Below are 16917 nucleotides of genomic sequence, written 5' to 3' on the forward strand. Positions count from 1 at the left end.
TGCTTTTACGTCTGCTCGGCAGCTAATGCCCCGCTTTGCGCACCGCTTTGGCGAGTTTGCGCAGCGTGTCGTCGAGCTTGTCGCGGCACCGATCGGCCAGGTCGGCCTCCCGCTGGTACAACAGCCCGTAGGTGAAGGTGTCCTCGCCGGCGGCGTGCGCGGCTTCGGCTTCCTGACGCAGGTGCTCGCGGCTGACGACGCTGTCTTGATGATCGCCCAGCAGCGACTGGACCGCCTTGGCCTGTTCGGACACCCCGGCCGCGCCGGTCGCCGAGGCGGTGTAGCGAAGTCGCTTGGCGCGCTTGCGGATCCGATGTATCGCCTCGTCGCGTTGGTGTTGGTCGTCCGGGTGCTCGCGGTCCACCTCGGCGGCGGCCTTCTGGGCCTTGCGGACCTTCTTGTAGGCGGCGTCGATGGTCACCGGCGCCGGTGCCTCGGCGGTGGCCGCGCCGGGGATCTCGGCCGCTATCAGGTCGAGGGAGTCGAGCAGGCGGAAGTATCGCTGCGAGCGCATCGCGATCAGGGACCGGCGCAGCCCGGTCTGGTAGCGCCGCTGCGCACCCCCGACCAGACGTTCGCGCACCGGCCCGCGCACCAATTCCGGTGCGAGCGAGTCCAAGTCGCGTTCGTATCGCTCGGCGAGCACCTCGGCGTCGCGCGCCACCCCCAGGATCCCGGCGAGCTCACGCAACTCGTCGAGCACCCAGCCGTCGTCGGGCAGCCCGAATGACTCCTGGTAGTCCCGCAGCAGGCTGCGCAACTTGCGGGTCGTCACCCGCATCTGGTGGATGGAGTCGTAGGCGTCGGCGCGCACCGCGCGGTCCCACACCAGGAGCTCGCGCACCTGCTCGGCGATCGCGCGCTGCAGCGGATCTTCCGGCGGCGCAGCGCCGTCGGCCGCCGGCGTGGTGCCCAGCACCCGCGCCAGCTTGGAGCCGTGACCCGCCGGTGCGGCGCCGGCGTCCAGCAGCCGATTGCTCAACCGGTTCAACAACTCGACGCCGGCCGTGCCGCTGGACAGCCCGCCGGCCTCCAGCAGCTCCAGCTCCCACTCGCGCCATTCCTGCTCGGTCGGTGCGTCGGCGTCGTCGGAGTCCCGCGTCGACCACGCGACGACATGGTCGTTGCTGAACTCGGCCAGCGCGGTGCCCGCGGCGTCGTACAGCACCTGGCTCTCCCGGCGGGTGGTGATGCGCGCGACGGGCTGCAGCGGCCGGTCGCGGACGATCGCCAACACCACGTCGGTCAGCTCGTCGGGCACACTGTCGTTTGCGCCGGAGGCGTCCAGCGGTGTGCGTACCTCGGTGCGGGCGTCGGGCCCGGAAGGCAGCTTCAGGTGCCATCCGGCATCGGTGCCGCCGGTGCGGCGGCGCAGCGTTATCTTGTTGCGCGCCAAGTCGTGTAGGGGCGTGTCGAAGTACGTCGCATCGAGGGTTTGCATCGGCGACTTCTCGACGTGCGCCACCGCGGCGATCCCTTCGAACGAGGGCGACACGGTGGACTCGACCACGTCGAACTTGCGCTCGACCTCGAGATGACGCGAGGTCTGCGGCGCTTTTGCAGGCATCTTCGGCTCCACTGAAGGCGGGGCGGGCGCGTAGGGCACCCATAGCCTGCCATACCGAAAAGACGAGGCCGCCGCGGATCGGCCGGCGGCGGCCGCGGCTTACGGCGGCGGCGGAGGAGGGGCCGTCGTGTCGTCTTCGGGCAGCGGCGCATACACCGCCGGCGGCGGGACATAGCGTTGAATGTTGTCGGCGATGTTGGTGCACCCGCTCACCGAAATGCGCCGGCCCGCGCCCACGCACACCGTCGCCTGCACCCGATCGGCGGAATGGGCCGGACTAACAATGGCGGGAATCCCGGCCAAGCCCGAGAACGCCAGCAACGCGGCAAACCAGCGGCGCCGATTCATCTCCGGTCTCCTTCCAGCCACCCTGGAAGCATTGTGCCGTCGTAGCGCTGCGGGCGGGCCGAGATCGAGGAATGAATCCGCATTTCCATGCGGCCCGAATTCGCGCATGCGCGGCGAGAAAACCCCTTATGGTTTGCGGTACGAACGGCCGCGCCTGCGGACGCGAAGACGAAGGAGCGTTTCCATGGTGTCTTTTGTTCGCCCGGCGGCCCGGGTCGCGTCCGGCGCAATAGCGGCCGGCGCGGTGAGCGTGGCGATGCTTTTCGCGACGGCCGGTTCGGCCGCCGCGGATTGGCCGGCGGACGATCCCGAACCGGCGCCCTCGTCGCAACCGGATTGCACGGCGGCCGACCTTGCCCAGGTGTCGTCGGGCGTCGCCGCGGCGACGTCGGCGTATCTGTTCGCCCACCCGGACGTCAACGCGTACTTCACCAGTTTGAAGGGGCAGCCGCGCGACGACATGCGGGCGCAGCTGAAGCAGTACATGGACGCCAACCCGCAGACCCACGCCGACCTCGAGGGCATCCGCCAGCCGCTGACCGACTTTCAGAATCGGTGCCGCTGACCGAGCGCCGTCAGCCCGCCGGCGGTGGTGCCGGCGGCTGCAGGTGCATCGCCAGGTCGCCGCACTCGAGGATCGTCTGGATCTCGGTGTCGCGGAATGGCCGCCCGTCCGGGCCGAGCAGGTCGTGAAACCACTCCTGCGGCATCGCCGGGTCCGGGTTCGGCTGGTCCCAGGAATCCCAGGGGAAGTAGGTCTGCGTCTTGCCGGCGACCAGTCCCCAGTTGAACGCGCCGACGCCTGCGCGCTTGGCGATGGGCAGGATGTCTTGGACCGTGCTGCCCAACGGCCGGGCCATGTACTCGGTGCACAGGATGGGCCGGCCCTGCGGTACGAGTTCGGCGATGCGGCTCTCGAACTCCGCCGGCGCGGCGTAGGAGTGAAAGGTGATGACGTCGGAGTTGTCGAGCTGGATGCCGCTGATGACGCTGCGGCGACCCGGGTCGGCCCACTCGCCGTGCCAGACGCCGCTGGTCAACGGCTGGCAGGGATCGACCAGCCGCGCCCACTCGAACACCTGCGGAAGTAGCCGGGCGACCAGATCCACCTTGTCTTTCCGCTCGACCTTGGCGTAGGCATCGGCCGGGTTGTCCGGCTCGTTCCACAGGTCCCAACCCAGGACGCGGTCGTCGCTGCGGAACTGCGTCAGCACCCCGGTGACATAGCCGCGCATGGTGTGCAGGTAGCCGGGATCGTCGAGGCGCGCCGCCCCCGGGCTCTGCACCCAGCCGGAGTTGTGGATGCCCGGCCGGGGCGCGCGCTGCGGGCCCGCCTGGGGGAAGGGATCCCAGCACGAATCGAACAGGACGAACAGCGGCTTGATGCCGTGCCGTGCTGCGATGTCGACGAATTGGGCGAGGCGCACCTGAAACCCGCGGTAATCCTGCGCCCATAGCTGATCGTGCAGGAACACCCGTATCGCGTTGAACCCGTTGGTCCGCGCCCAGCCCAGTTCGGTGTCGATGCGCCGCGGGTCGAAGGTTTCGCGTTGGAACATCTCCAGCTGGTTGATGGCGCTGGAGGTGATGTAGTTGGCACCGACCGGCCAGCCCTGCGCCTGATACCAGCGGTTGGCGCGCTCGGGTGACCACCGGGCCGCCTGCGGCGAGGTGCGGGGCGGTTGGGCGGACGCGCGCGGCGTCTGGGCCAAAGCCATGCATCCTGCCACCAGCAGCGGCAACGTCAACACCGCTCGACGGTGCACGGAGTCACCGCGATTCCCCCGGTCGATGTGGTCCACCCCTGCTCGTCAGAGTTCGGTTGGTCTCTACGGGCAATCGTACAGCGCTGTAGCGCAACGCTTTTCAGCGGTTGGGCGGTGACAGCGGTAACGCCGCCGACCAGGCGTGCAGCGTGCGGTGAGGAATTCGCCGGGGTGGATCTAGAAGCAGTGCTCTTCGGCGGGGAAGGTCCCGCCGGCCACCTCTTGCGCATATTGCGTTGCGGCCCGGCGCAATTCCCCGCCGATGTCGGCGAACCGCTTGACGAAGCGGGCGGCCTTGCCGCTGCTCATGCCGGCCATGTCCTGCCAGACCAGGACCTGGCCGTCGCAGTTCGGTCCGGCCCCGATCCCGACCGTGGGGATGGTCAGCTTGCCGGTGATCTGGGTGGCCAGCTCGGCGGGCACCATCTCCATCACGACGGCGAACGCACCGGCCTCGGCGACGGCGATCGCGTCGTGCACGGTCTGCTCCGCCGCGTCACCGCGGCCCTGCACCCGAAATCCGCCCAGGCCGTTCACGCTTTGCGGGGTGAACCCGATGTGCGCCATCACCGGGATGCCGGCGGCGGTCAGGCAGGCGATCTGCTCGGCGACCCGCTCGCCGCCCTCGAGCTTGACCGCGTGCGCGCCGCCCTCCTTCATGAAGCGGGTGGCGGCGGCCAGCGCGGCGGCCGGTCCGGCCTCGTAGCTCCCAAACGGCAGGTCGGCGACGACCAGCGCGTGCGGGGCACCCCGCACCACGCCGCGCACCAGCGGAATCAATTCGTCGATCGAGACGGGCACGGTGGTGTCGTAGCCGTACACCACGTTGGCCGCCGAGTCGCCGACCAGCAGGACCGGGATGCCGGCCTCGTCGAAAACGCGGGCTGTCGAATAGTCGTAGGCCGTCAACATGGCCCACTTGTGGCCCTCGGCCTTCATCTTCTGCAGGTGATGGGTGCGAATCTTGGGCCGCGGCTTTTCGGGCTGCGCAGGCGAGTTGGCACCGTAAACGTTGTGCTCAGACATCATTGTCCCTAGTGGTGGTCGGTTCGATCCTCGTGGCCTGCAGGGTCAATCCTGACTGGTCCCCGGGTTCGTTTGACTACCTGATTCTGCCATTTCTTCTGCGCAGTTGCACCGCCGCGGCAGTGTGAGACATACCATGCTGCGCATGCAGCGGCTGAGTGGACTGGACGCCAGCTTCCTGTATCTCGAGACGTCGTCGCAGCCTCTGCATGTGTGCTCGATCATCGAACTGGACACGTCGACGGTGCCGGGCGGTTATGCCTTCGACCGGCTGCGCGACGCGCTGGCACTGCGCATCAAGGCGATCCCGGCTTTCCGCGAGAAGCTGGCCAACAGTCCGCTGAACCTCGACCACCCGGTCTGGGTGGACGACGAGAAATTCGATATCAACCGTCACCTGCACCGCATCGCGGTGCCGGCACCGGGCGGGCGGACCGAGCTTTCCGAGATCTGCGGCCACATCGCCGAGACACCGTTGGATCGTGGCCGGCCGCTGTGGGAGATGTGGGTCATCGAGGGCGTGGCCGGCACGGACTGCCACCGGGACGGGCGGTTGGCGGTGATGACCAAGGTGCACCACGCCGGCGTCGACGGGGTGACCGGCGCGAGCCTGATGTCGCAGTTGTGCGCGACCGAGCCCGACGCCCCGCCGCCGGAGCCGGCCGAGGGCGTCGGCGGAGCCCATGGTTGGCAGATCGCGGCGGGCGGGCTGGTCCGCTTCGCGACCCGGCCGCTGCACCTGGCCAACGTGGTGCCCGACACCGTCTCGTCGGTGCTCGCCACCGTGCGGCGGGCGCGCGACGGCCTGACCATGGCCCGTCCCTTCGCGGCGCCGCGGACCGTCTTCAACGCCAGAATCAGCGACCGCCGCAACGTCGCTTATGCCGAATTGGATCTCGGCGACATCAAAACGGTGAAGAACCATTTCGACGTCAAAGTCAACGACGTCGTGATGGCCTTGGTTTCCGGTGTGCTGCGCCAATACCTGACCGACCGAAATGAAATGCCGAAGTCGTCGCTGGTGGCTTCGGTCCCGGTTTCGGTGCACGGCAAATCCGACCGGCCCGGCCGCAATCAGGTATCGGCGATGTTTTCCTGTTTGCATACCCAGATCGACGATCCCGTGGAACGCCTGAAAGCCATCGCCGAGGCGAATTCGATTGCCAAAGAACACAGTTCAGCTATCGGCGCATCACTGCTGCAGGATTGGTCGCAATTCGCCGCGCCGGCGGTTTTCGGTATTGCGATGCGGTTGTATGCCAGAACCCGGTTCACCGACAGCATGCCGGTGCACAATTTGGTCGTCTCCAACGTGCCCGGGCCGCAGGTTCCGCTGTACCTGCTGGGCTGCGAGGTCAAATCGATGTATCCGTTGGGGCCGATTTTTCACGGCTCGGGACTCAACATCACCGCGATGTCGCTGCAGGGCAAACTCGACGTCGGGCTGGTCGCCTGTCCGGATCTGGTGCCGGACCTGTGGGAGATTGCCGACGAGTTCGCGGTGGGGCTCGAAGAGCTGCTTGCGCTCGCGCGGTAGCTCCGGCGGCGGTGCCGCTCATCCGGATCTCAGGTTTCCTCTGGCAGCATAGGTGGGCATGGGCCTGTCTCGCCGCGCCAAGATCGCGCGCACGCTGCTGATCTGGACGTCGATGGCTGCCGTCGCGCTGCTGCTGGCCGGCTGTGTCCGTGTGGTGGTGGGACGCGCCGTCATGTCCGGGCCGAAGCTGGGTCAGGCCGTGGAGTGGACGCCGTGCCGGGCGGCGAACCCGAAGGTCAAACTTCCGGCCGGCGCGCTGTGCGGCAAACTGGCCGTGCCGGTCGACTACGACCACCTCGACGGCGACGTGGCGACGCTGGCGATGATTCGTTTCCCCGCGACCGGGGACAAGATCGGCTCGCTGGTGATCAACCCCGGCGGACCGGGGGAGTCCGGTATCGAGGCGGCGCTGGGTGTCGTGCAGTCGTTGCCCAAGAAGGTTCGCGAACGCTTCGACCTGGTCGGCTTCGACCCCCGCGGGGTGGGGGCGTCGCGCCCGGCGGTCTGGTGCAACTCCGACGCCGACAACGACCGGCTGCGCACCGAGCCCAACGTCGACTACAGCCCGGCGGGTGTGGCCCACATGGAAGATGAGACCAAGCAGTTCGTCGGCCGCTGCATCGACAAGATGGGCAAGGGTTTCCTGGCCAACGTCGGGACCGTCAACGTCGCACGCGATCTCGATGCCATCCGCGCGGCGCTCGGTGACGAGAAGCTGACCTATCTCGGCTACTCCTACGGCACCCGGATCGGCTCGGCGTACGCCGAGGCCTTCCCGCACAACGTGCGGGCGATGATCCTCGACGGTGCCGTCGACCCCAACGCCGACCAGATCGAGGCGGACCTGCGCCAGGCCAAGGGATTCCAGGACGCGTTCAACGACTACGCCGCCGAATGCGCCAAGCAGCCGACCTGCCCGCTGGGCACCGATCCGGCCAAAGCCGTTGACGTCTACCACAGCCTGGTCGACCCGATGGTCGATCCGAACAACCCGATGGTGGGCCGCCCCGTCCCGACCAACGACCCGCGCGGCCTGAGCTACAGCGACGCGATCATCGGGACGATCATGGCGCTGTATTCGCCGAACCTGTGGCATCACCTGACCGACGGGCTGGCCGAGCTCGTCGACCACCACGGCGACACCCTGCTCGCCCTGGCCGACATGTACATGCGCCGCGACTCGCACGGCCACTACAGCAATGCCACCGACGCGCGGGTGGCGGTCAACTGCGTGGACCAGCCGCCAATCACCGACCGCGCCAAGGTGATTGACGAAGACCGCCGCTCCCGTGAGGTCGCCCCGTTCATGAGCTACGGGCAGTTCACCGGCAACGCGCCGCTGGGTACCTGCGCGTTCTGGCCGGTGCCGCCGACCAGCAAGCCGCACACCATTTCCGCGCCCGGCCTGGCGCCCACGGTGGTGGTGTCGACAACCCATGACCCGGCCACCCCGTACAAGGCCGGCGTCGACCTCGCCAACGAGCTGCGCAGCTCGCTGCTCACCTACGACGGCACCCAGCACACGGTGGTGTTCCAGGGCGACGGCTGCATCGACAACTACGTGACGGCGTATCTGGTCGGTGGTTCCATCCCGCCGAGCGGCGCCAAGTGCTAGCCACCCGGCGACGCTGCCGCCGAACGTGCACTCACGGCGAGGTTTTCGTCGATTCTGCGCCGTGAGTGCACGCTCGGCGAGGGCGCGAGCCACTTGAGAGCCGAGACCAAGGCGTAATCGTTTCGCGCTGTGACGGGTACCCGCGGCTGCAACGATGACAGCCATGTCGCGCCTGAGATCCTTGAGCTCGGCGCTGTTTTCATTCGGGCTGCTGCTCGGTGGCACCTTCGTCGTCGCGCTGCCGGTGGCCGCGGCCACCCCCGAACCCGGTGCCGGGCAGACGCCGGGCCCGAACCCGCCCTCGGCCGCGGTGCCGCAGGGGTGGGGGAGCTGTGGCCAATTCGTCAGTGACACAAGCGAAATCCCGACCGCGCAGTGCACCACCGTGTCGGTGCCGATCGACTACAACAATCCCGCGGGGGCGCAGGCCAAGCTGGCGGTGATCCGGGTCCCGGCGTCGGGGCAGCGGGTCGGCTCGCTGCTGGTCAACCCCGGCGGTCCCGGCGGCTCGGCGGTCGACATGGTGGCCGCGATGGCCCCGGATTTGGCGAACTCTCCGATCAGGCGCAACTTCGATCTGGTCGGCTTCGACCCCAGGGGTGTCGGCCACTCGACGCCCGCGCTGCGCTGCCGCACCGACGCCGAGTTCGACGCCTACCGGCGCGAGCCGATGGTCGACTACAGCCCCGGCGGGGTCGCGCATATCGAGCAGCTCTACCGGCAGCTGGCCCAGCAGTGCGTCAACCGGATGGGCGCGGCGTTTCTGGCCAACACCGGCACCGCCTCGGTCGCGCGCGACATGGACCTGGTGCGCCAGACGCTGGGCGACGACCAGATCAACTACCTGGGCTACAGCTACGGCACCGAGTTGGGCACCGCCTACCTGGAGAAGTTCAGCAACCACGTGCGCGCGATGGTGCTCGACGGCGCCATCGACCCGACCGTCGGGCCGATCGACGAGAACGTCAACCAAATGGCCGGATTCCAAACGGCTTTCAACGACTACGCCACCGACTGCGCGCGCTCACCGGGCTGCCCGCTGGGCACCGATCCGAGCCAATTCGTCAACCGCTACCACGCGCTGGTCAACCCGCTGGCCACCAGGCCCGGCAAAACCGCGGACCCGCGCGGCCTGAGCTACGCCGACGCGACCACCGGCACCATCAACGCGCTCTACACCCCGGCGCACTGGAAATACCTGACCAGCGGGCTGCTCGGCCTGGCCCGCGGCACCGACGCCGGCGACCTGTTGTTGCTCGCCGACGACTACGACGGGCGCGACAAGAACGGGCACTATGCCAACGACCAGGACGCGTTCAACGCGATCCGCTGCGTCGACGCGCCCAACCCGACGGATCAAGCCAGCTGGGTGAGCGCCGATCAGCGGATCCGGCAGGCCGCGCCGTTCCTGAGCTACGGGCAGTTCACCGGAAATGCTCCGCGTGATTTGTGCGCGCTGTGGCCGGTGCCGGCGACGTCGGCGCCGCACGCCGCGCCGCCCATGGCGCCGGGCAAGGTCGTCGTCGTCTCCACCACGCACGACCCGGCCACGCCGTACCAGGCGGGGGTGAACCTGGCCCGCCAGCTCGGCGGCCCGCTGATCACCTACGACGGGACCCAGCACACCGCGGTGTTCAACGGCCACCAGTGCGTGGACACCGCCGTCGTCCGGTATCTCGTCGCCGGTACGCCGCCGCCGGCCTCGTACCACTGCCAGTCCTGACTGCGGGGTCACCCGCCCGCCGTCCGGTCCGCATGTCAGAGGTTCTCCCGCACGGCTTTTGGCTCACGGCGAGAGCTGGACATGGCCCCGCGGCGGAGGCGGCGGTGGAGGCTCGGGCGGAGGCGGCGGTGCCGGCGGCGGCCCGTCCTGTTGTGGGGTGGGTCCTTGTTGCCGCGGCGGGGAGAGCGGTTGTTGCGCACGAGGTGGCGGCGGCGCCACAACGGGTGGCTCGAGCGGCGCGACCGTTGGCGGTGGCGGGATCTGGGGCGGATCGGGTGTGAGCTCTCCTACCGGAGCGGGCTCGATCAGCGCGGCGGGCCCGCTGTCCCGGGCGCCGGATGCCCGAGGCGCCGGCAGCTGCGCAGCCCCGGCCACCATCGGGGCCGCGCTTATCAAGGCGGCGATCGCCGCATACGCAGCGAGCGCGGTCATGCGCCGACGCCGCCGTCGCGCCGCGCCGCTCAACTGCGGGTTCGCGCGAAAGCGCTGTGGTGATTCACGATGACAACCGGTTACGATGTCGATCATTCCAGGTGCCGGCCGCCTCCACTGTTACCACTCGGTATCCATTAGGTGAGAGCGGCCGGGCAGGTGACACAAAGAAGCGAAGATTCTGCCGTGCGCATCCGAATCGCCCGATCCGCCGAGACTCTGGTCAACACTTCGGCGCTGCTTGCCGCCGCGGTCATCTGCGCGGGCGGCGCGGCGGCCGACCCGGATCAGGACGCGCAGTTCGTGGCGTTGCTTGCACAAAAGCAGATCCCGGCCACCGACAACGTGCCGGGCCTGGTGTACCGGGCCCGTGAGATCTGCGGAGAACTCGATCACGGCTCCTCGGTCCAGGCCGCCGTGGACGAGGAGGTGAACACGGCGTACCGGGAAAACCCGTCCCTGCGGATAGTCGCCGACCGCGTTACCCGCACCGCGGTCAAATTCGTGTCGGCGTCGGTGGACGTCTACTGCCCAGGCCATCAAGGCGAGCTGCCCTAGCGGCGACCGCGTGCCTTTGCACGCACGGCTCCCCGGCGCGTGGCGTCGCGCCGCAATGTGGGCAATGGTTCTGAGCGGGCATCGGTAACACAGAATTAACAGCAGTTGCATACTGTTCGGGTTATGGATCGACAGAAGGAATTCGTCCTCCGCACCCTCGAGGAACGGGACATCCGCTTCGTTCGGCTGTGGTTTACCGATGTGCTCGGTTTCCTCAAGTCGGTCGCCATCGCCCCGGCCGAGCTCGAAGGCGCCTTCGAGGAGGGCATCGGCTTCGACGGATCCTCGATCGAGGGCTTCTCGCGGGTCTCCGAATCCGACACCGTGGCCAACCCCGACCCGTCCACCTTCCAGGTGCTGCCGTGGGCATCGGCCAACGGCCACCACCACTCGGCGCGGATGTTCTGCGACATCACCATGCCGGACGGCTCGCCGTCGTGGGCCGACCCCCGCCACGTGCTGCGCCGCCAGCTGCAGAAGGCCAACGACCTGGGCTTCTCCTGCTACGTGCACCCCGAGATCGAGTTCTTCCTGCTCAAGCCGGGCCCCGACGACGGGACGCCGCCCGTTCCCGTCGACAACGCCGGCTACTTCGACCAGGCGGTCCACGACTCCGCCTCGAATTTCCGCCGCCACGCCATCGAAGCCCTGGAATTCATGGGCATCTCGGTGGAGTTCAGCCACCACGAGGGCGCGCCCGGCCAGCAGGAGATCGACCTGCGCTTCGCCGACGCCCTGTCGATGGCCGACAACGTGATGACGTTCCGTTACGTCATCAAGGAGGTGGCGATCGAGAACGGCGCCCGCGCGACCTTCATGCCCAAGCCGTTCGGGCAGCATCCCGGGTCCGCGATGCACACCCACATGAGCCTGTTCGAGGGCGACGTCAACGCGTTCCACAGCCCCGACGACCCGCTGCAGCTGTCCGACGTGGGCAAGTCCTTCATCGCCGGAATTCTCGAGCACGCCTCGGAGATCAGCGCCGTCACCAATCAATGGGTCAACTCCTACAAGCGACTGGTCGGCGGCGGCGAGGCGCCCACCGCCGCGTCCTGGGGTGCGGCCAACCGGTCCGCGCTGGTGCGGGTGCCCATGTACACGCCGCACAAGACGTCGTCGCGGCGCGTCGAGGTGCGCAGCCCCGACTCGGCCTGCAACCCGTACCTGGCCTTCGCCGTGCTGCTGGCCGCCGGGCTGCGCGGGGTGGAGAAGGGCTACGTGCTGGGGCCACAGGCCGAGGACAACGTGTGGGACCTGACCGCCGAGGAACGCATCGCGATGGGATACCGCGAGCTGCCGACGAGCCTGGACAGCGCGCTGCGCGCCATGGAGTCCTCCGAGCTGGTCGCGGAAACCTTGGGGGAGCACGTGTTTGACTTCTTCCTGCGCAATAAGCGCACGGAGTGGGCCAACTACCGCAGCCACGTCACCCCATACGAGCTGAGCACCTACCTGTCCCTGTAGGTCCGGATCGGGCATATCCCGTTGTGCACTAGCGCCGCTCGTGCCTGAAGACGGGCGGCTTGCGCTACGGTCGTGGTCGTGACCAAACCCGCGACGCAGCGCCCCAGGCTGCCCAGCGTCGGCCGGCTCGGGTTGGTCGATCCGCAAGCGGCCGAACGCATGGCGCAACTGGGGTGGTACGAGCACGACGACCAGGCGCACGTCGACCTGCTGTGGTCGCTGTCGCGCGCGGCCGACCCTGACGCCGCGCTGCTGGCCCTGGTCCGGCTGTCGGAGAACCCCGACGCCGGGTGGGACGAACTCAACGCCGCCCTGCTCGCCGAACGCCCGCTGCGCGGCCGGCTGTTCGGCGTGCTCGGCGCGTCGCTGGCCCTGGGCGATCACCTGATCGCCCAGCCGCAATCCTGGAAATTGTTGCGCGGCAACGTCAAACTGCCCACCCGCGACGAGCTGCGCGCGGTGTTCACCGGCTGCGTGGATGAGGCGCTGGCCGCGCCGGGTTCGGCGATGGTGCGCCTGCGCACCCGCTACCGCGACCAGCTGCTGGTGCTGGCCGCGCTGGACCTGGCCGCCACCGTCGAGGACGAGCCGGTGGTCCCGTTCACCGTGGTGGCGGCCCACCTCTCGGACCTGGCCGACGCCGCGCTGGCCGCCGCGCTGCGGGTGGCCGAGAACAGCGTGTGCGGCGACCGGATGCCGCCGCGGCTGGCGGTCATCGCGATGGGCAAATGCGGTGCCCGCGAACTGAACTACGTCAGCGACGTCGACGTCATCTTCGTCGGCGAGCAGGCCGACACCGTCACCACCCGGGTGGCCAGCGAGATGATGCGGCTGGCCTCCGAGGCGTTTTTCCAGGTCGACGCCGGTCTGCGGCCCGAGGGGCGCAGCGGGGAACTGGTCCGCACCGTCGAGTCGCACATCGCCTACTACCAGCGCTGGGCCAAGACCTGGGAGTTCCAGGCGCTGCTGAAAGCCCGTGCGGCCGTAGGCGACGCGGAGCTGGGGCGGCGCTACCTGGACGCGTTGATGCCGATGGTGTGGGTCGCCTGCGAGCGTGAGGACTTCGTGGTCGAGGTGCAGGCCATGCGGCGCCGGGTCGAGCAGCTGGTGCCCGCCGAGGTCCGCGGCCGCGAGATCAAGCTGGGCAGCGGCGGGCTGCGCGATGTGGAATTCGCCGTGCAGCTGCTGCAGCTGGTGCACGGCCGCGGCGACGACTCGCTGCACGTGGCGTCGACGGTGGACGCGCTGGCCGCGCTGGGTCAGGGCGGCTACATCGGACGCGAGGACGCGGCCAACCTGACCGCCTCCTACGAGTTCCTCCGGCTGCTCGAGCACCGGTTGCAGCTGCAGCGGCTCAAGCGCACCCACCTGCTGCCCGAGGCCGACGACGAGGAAGCGGTGCGTTGGCTGGCGCGGGCCGCCCACATCCGGCCGGACGGACGCCACGACGCCGCCGGGGTGCTGCGCGAGGAGCTGCGACACCAGAACCTGCGGGTCTCCCAGCTGCACGCCAAGCTCTTCTATCAGCCGCTGCTGGAATCCATCGGCCCGGCCGGGCTGGAGATCGCGCACGGCATGACCTCCGAAGCCGCCGAGCGCCAGCTGGCCGCGCTGGGCTACGAGGGACCGCAGACCGCGCTGAAGCACATGTCGGCCCTGGTCAACCTCAGCGGCCGGCGCGGGCGGGTGCAGTCGGTGCTGCTGCCCCGGCTGCTGAACTGGATGTCGTACGCGCCCGACCCCGACGGCGGGCTGTTGGCCTACCGGCGGCTGTCCGAGGCGCTGTCCGGCGAGAGCTGGTACCTGGCCACGCTGCGCGACAAGCCCGCGGTGGCCCGCCGGCTCATGCACGTGCTGGGCACCTCCGCGTACGTGCCGGACCTGCTGATGCGCGCCCCGCGGGTGATTCAGGACTACGGCGACGGGCCGTCGGGCCCCAGGCTGCTCGACGCCGAGCCCGCCGCGGTGGCCCGCGCGCTGGTCGCCTCGGCCAGTCGCTACTCCGACCCGGTCCGGGCCATAGCCGGCGCGCGCACCCTGCGGCGCCGCGAGCTGGCCCGCATCGCCTCGGCCGACCTGCTCGGCATGCTCGAGGTCACCGACGTCTGCGCGGCGCTGACCTCGGTGTGGGTGGCGGTGCTGCAGGCCGCGCTGGAGGCGATGATCCGGGCCAACCTGCCGGTGAGCGGCAGGGCGCCGGCGGCCATCGCGGTCATCGGCATGGGCCGGCTCGGAGGCGCCGAGTTGGGTTACGGCTCCGACGCCGACGTGATGTTCGTCTGCGAGCCGACGCCCGGAGTCGAGGATTCCGCGGCGGTGCGCTGGGCGAACGGCGTCGCCGAGCAGGTTCGCGCGTTGCTGGGCACGCCCAGCGTCGACCCGCCGCTGGAGGTCGACGCCAACCTGCGGCCCGAGGGCCGCCAGGGCCCGCTGGTGCGCACCCTGGCCTCCTACGCCGCCTACTACGAGCAGTGGGCGCAGCCGTGGGAGATCCAGGCGTTGCTGCGGGCGCACGCGGTCGCCGGCGACGCGGAGCTGGGGCAGCGGTTCCTGCTGATGGCCGACAAAACCCGTTATCCGCCCAACGGGGTGTCCACCGAGGCGATGCAGGAGATCCGGCGCATCAAGGCCCGCGTCGATTCCGAGCGGCTGCCGCGCGGCGCGGACCCCAACACCCACACCAAGCTGGGCCGCGGGGGACTGGCCGACATCGAATGGACCGTGCAGCTGCTGCAACTGCGGCACGCGCACGAGATCCCCGCGCTGCACAACACGTCGACGCTGCAGTGCCTGGACGCGATCGCCGCGGCCGAGCTGGTGCCCGCAGACGAGGTCGACCTGTTGCGGCAGGCCTGGCTGACCGCCACCCGGGCCCGCAACGCGCTGGTGCTGGTCCGCGGCAAGCCCACCGACCAGCTGCCCGGGCCCGGACGCCAGCTCAACGCCGTGGCCGTGGCCGCGGGCTGGCCCACCGACGATGGCGGGGAGTTCCTGGACAACTATCTACGGGTGACGCGAAGGGCAAAAGCGGTGGTGCGCAAGGTGTTCGGAAGTTGAGTCAGGAGTCCGGCGCGTTGGACGCCATATTCGAGGTGCTCAGCGCGGCGGAGGCCGATCGCGTGACCGCCCTGTACGCTCCGCTGGCCGATGCGGTCCGTGAGCTCGTCGACGCGACCATCCGCACCGAGGCCGACGACGACGTCGTCGCCGAGGCCCGGCGCACGATCCAGGCCGTCACCGCGTCGCTGCGGCAACGCACCCGGCCGATGGGGGTGAGCTACCGCGTCAACGGTCGCCCGCTGCCGTTGGGCAACGCCGCGATCGGCGTGTGCAATCCCATCGCCCCGCCGATCGTCGTGCACCACGAGGGCGAGGGGCGCTGCTGGAGCGAGTTCACCCTCGGCTCGGCCTACGAGGGTCCGCCCAAACTGGTGCACGGCGGCGTCAGCGCCCTGGTGCTCGACCACATGCTCGGCGAGGCGGCCAGCGAGGGGCTGTCCAAGGCGCGGTTCACCGGAACCATCACCGTGAAATATCTGCGCGGCACCCCGCTCGGTCCGCTGCGCTGTGACGCGTGGGTCGACGGCAAAGACGGCCGCAAAGTCTTTGCGCGCGGCACCATTTCAGATGCCGCCGGTGTCACCGTCGAGGCCGACGGCGTCTTCATCGAGCCGGCCTGGGCGCAGGAGCTGCAGTGAAGTTCTACATCAGCAGCGCGTTTTTGAACACCCGCGAGATCATCGAGTTGGCCAAGGCGGCCGATGAGCTCGGCTACGACGGGATCGGCATACCCGACCACGTCGTCAACCTCGAGACGCTGGACACGCCGTACCCCTACACCAAAGACGGCCAGCGGCGCTGGCAACCCTTCACGGACTGGCCCGACCCCTGGGTGCTGGTGGGTGCGCTGGCTCAGGTCACCACGCGGTTGCGGTTCGTCAACACCGTCTACATTCCCGCCATGCGCAACCCCTTCTCGGCGGCCAAAGCCATTGGCACCGCCGCGGTTCTGGCGTCCGGCCGGGTGGAGCTGGGCATCGGGGTGGGCTGGTGCCGCGAGGAATTCGCTTTGATGGGTGAGCCATTCGAGGCCCGCGGCAAGCGCACCGACGAGATCATCGAGCTGATGCGGGCGCTGTGGTCGCCGGGCTGGACGGAGTTCGACGGCGCGTTCTTTTCCGCGCCCCGCCTCGAGATGCAACCCACCCCGCCGCCGATCCCGGTGTATGTCGGCGGCCTGTCCGATGTCGCGCTGCGCCGCGCCGCCCGCAACGACGGCTGGATCGGCGATTTGATCAAGACCGAGCGGGCCATCGAGGCGGTCGGGCGGCTGCGGGAATTGCGCGCCGAAAACGGTTTGACCATGGACGATTTCACCATCCTGACACCGCTGACCGACGCGTTCACCACCGCGGACTACCGGCGGGTCGAGGACGCCGGCATCACCGGCATCATCACGATGCCGTGGATGTTCTATGCCGGGCCCGACGCCAGCCTGGACGACAAGATCGACGGCATGCAACGCTTCCGCAAGGACCTCGCGCTCGACGGTTAGTGCCACGTCGATCGTGCCCAGCGTCAACGCCGAGCCGATCCCTATCCGCCGGCGCAGTCGAAGGCATGCCGTCTCGCCAGTGGCGCTCAACTGGGTCGCTCCGATGCAGCCCATCAGGCCTGCGACGGTATACACCAGCCACCAGTCCACCTTCGGGCCAAGCACGGCCTCGAAGGTTCGCATATGCACCACCGGCCACAAGCCGCCGGCAACGTTGAACGCTCCATGTAGCCGCGCCAAGGCAGAGCCCGGCTTTGATTGAGCGGCGCAGCCGGGAGCGTTGCGTCCATGACCAACCGGCTACCCCGGGCCGGCAATCAGAAACG

Annotated in this window: 13 protein-coding genes; 9 read left to right on the plus strand and 4 right to left on the minus strand. The window is 69.1% G+C overall.

The features are described 5' to 3' along the window. Positions 1 to 22: 22 nt before the first annotated feature. Both A5624_RS05540 and A5624_RS05545 read right to left on the minus strand, forming a co-directional pair. Positions 23 to 1567: a CYTH and CHAD domain-containing protein gene (locus A5624_RS05540; RefSeq protein WP_066862777.1), complete on the minus strand. Its 1545-nt coding sequence runs from the start codon at positions 1565 to 1567 to the stop codon at positions 23 to 25. Positions 1568 to 1666: 99 nt separating this feature from the next. Next, positions 1667 to 1915 (minus strand): hypothetical protein, encoded by a 249-nt coding sequence (locus A5624_RS05545; protein WP_066862780.1) that lies wholly within the window; start codon positions 1913 to 1915, stop codon positions 1667 to 1669. Positions 1916 to 2099: 184 nt separating this feature from the next. Here A5624_RS05545 and A5624_RS05550 point away from each other — a divergent pair, with 184 nt between their 5' ends. Beyond that, positions 2100 to 2480: a heme-binding protein gene (locus A5624_RS05550; protein ID WP_066862783.1), complete on the plus strand. Its 381-nt coding sequence runs from the start codon at positions 2100 to 2102 to the stop codon at positions 2478 to 2480. A gap of 10 nt (positions 2481 to 2490) precedes the next feature. Here the strand turns inward: A5624_RS05550 and A5624_RS05555 are convergent, their stop codons facing one another. Next, the gene (locus A5624_RS05555; RefSeq protein ID WP_082990495.1) at positions 2491 to 3681 is read right to left on the minus strand and encodes a 1,4-beta-xylanase; all 1191 of its coding nucleotides are present in this window, start codon (positions 3679 to 3681) and stop codon (positions 2491 to 2493) included. Positions 3682 to 3858: 177 nt separating this feature from the next. Next, positions 3859 to 4707 (minus strand): 3-methyl-2-oxobutanoate hydroxymethyltransferase, encoded by an 849-nt coding sequence (gene panB / locus A5624_RS05560; RefSeq protein WP_066862859.1) that lies wholly within the window; start codon positions 4705 to 4707, stop codon positions 3859 to 3861. A gap of 145 nt (positions 4708 to 4852) precedes the next feature. On the opposite strand from panB, the gene A5624_RS05565 reads away from it, so the two are divergent. The 8 genes from A5624_RS05565 to A5624_RS05600 all read left to right on the plus strand — a co-directional run bounded on the left by A5624_RS05565 (position 4853) and on the right by A5624_RS05600 (position 16591). Next, entirely contained in the window at positions 4853 to 6244 is a 1392-nt protein-coding gene (locus tag A5624_RS05565) for a wax ester/triacylglycerol synthase family O-acyltransferase (RefSeq protein ID WP_066862862.1), read from the plus strand. A 52-nt stretch (positions 6245 to 6296) separates the two neighbouring features. Beyond that, on the plus strand, positions 6297 to 7859 hold the full coding sequence (locus A5624_RS05570; RefSeq protein WP_156748841.1) for an alpha/beta hydrolase: 1563 nt from the start codon (positions 6297 to 6299) through the stop codon (positions 7857 to 7859). A gap of 154 nt (positions 7860 to 8013) precedes the next feature. Further along, positions 8014 to 9582, plus strand: a complete 1569-nt coding sequence (locus A5624_RS05575) for an alpha/beta hydrolase (protein WP_156748843.1) — start codon at positions 8014 to 8016, stop codon at positions 9580 to 9582. 618 nt (positions 9583 to 10200) lie between these two features. Continuing rightward, positions 10201 to 10572, plus strand: a complete 372-nt coding sequence (locus A5624_RS05580) for a DUF732 domain-containing protein (RefSeq protein ID WP_066862792.1) — start codon at positions 10201 to 10203, stop codon at positions 10570 to 10572. Between the two features lie 123 nt (positions 10573 to 10695). Beyond that, complete coding sequence (gene glnA / locus A5624_RS05585; protein WP_066862795.1) at positions 10696 to 12036, plus strand: type I glutamate--ammonia ligase; 1341 nt, start codon at positions 10696 to 10698, stop codon at positions 12034 to 12036. A 72-nt stretch (positions 12037 to 12108) separates the two neighbouring features. Then, the gene (locus tag A5624_RS05590) at positions 12109 to 15093 is read left to right on the plus strand and encodes a bifunctional [glutamine synthetase] adenylyltransferase/[glutamine synthetase]-adenylyl-L-tyrosine phosphorylase (protein WP_066862798.1); all 2985 of its coding nucleotides are present in this window, start codon (positions 12109 to 12111) and stop codon (positions 15091 to 15093) included. Continuing rightward, positions 15090 to 15734 (plus strand): PaaI family thioesterase, encoded by a 645-nt coding sequence (locus A5624_RS05595; RefSeq protein WP_066862801.1) that lies wholly within the window; start codon positions 15090 to 15092, stop codon positions 15732 to 15734. Before A5624_RS05590 ends, A5624_RS05595 begins: the two co-directional genes overlap by 4 nt. Beyond that, on the plus strand, positions 15731 to 16591 hold the full coding sequence (locus A5624_RS05600) for a TIGR03619 family F420-dependent LLM class oxidoreductase (protein ID WP_066862804.1): 861 nt from the start codon (positions 15731 to 15733) through the stop codon (positions 16589 to 16591). Before A5624_RS05595 ends, A5624_RS05600 begins: the two co-directional genes overlap by 4 nt. Positions 16592 to 16917 lie beyond the last annotated feature (326 nt).

This window comes from Mycobacterium sp. 1482292.6, from assembly GCF_001672995.1.
Lineage (GTDB): Bacteria > Actinomycetota > Actinomycetes > Mycobacteriales > Mycobacteriaceae > Mycobacterium > Mycobacterium europaeum_A.

Excerpts from the sequence above, each read along its gene's own strand:
- A5624_RS05565 (WP_066862862.1), top strand. The coding sequence starts at position 4,853 with ATGCAGCGGCTGAGTGGACTGGACGCCAGCTTCCTGTATCTCGAGACG.
- A5624_RS05540 (WP_066862777.1), bottom strand. The coding sequence starts at position 1,567 with ATGCCTGCAAAAGCGCCGCAGACCTCGCGTCATCTCGAGGTCGAGCGC.
- A5624_RS05550 (WP_066862783.1), top strand. The coding sequence starts at position 2,100 with ATGGTGTCTTTTGTTCGCCCGGCGGCCCGGGTCGCGTCCGGCGCAATA.
- panB (WP_066862859.1), bottom strand. The coding sequence starts at position 4,707 with ATGTCTGAGCACAACGTTTACGGTGCCAACTCGCCTGCGCAGCCCGAA.
- A5624_RS05545 (WP_066862780.1), bottom strand. The coding sequence starts at position 1,915 with ATGAATCGGCGCCGCTGGTTTGCCGCGTTGCTGGCGTTCTCGGGCTTG.
- A5624_RS05575 (WP_156748843.1), top strand. The coding sequence starts at position 8,014 with ATGACAGCCATGTCGCGCCTGAGATCCTTGAGCTCGGCGCTGTTTTCA.
- glnA (WP_066862795.1), top strand. The coding sequence starts at position 10,696 with ATGGATCGACAGAAGGAATTCGTCCTCCGCACCCTCGAGGAACGGGAC.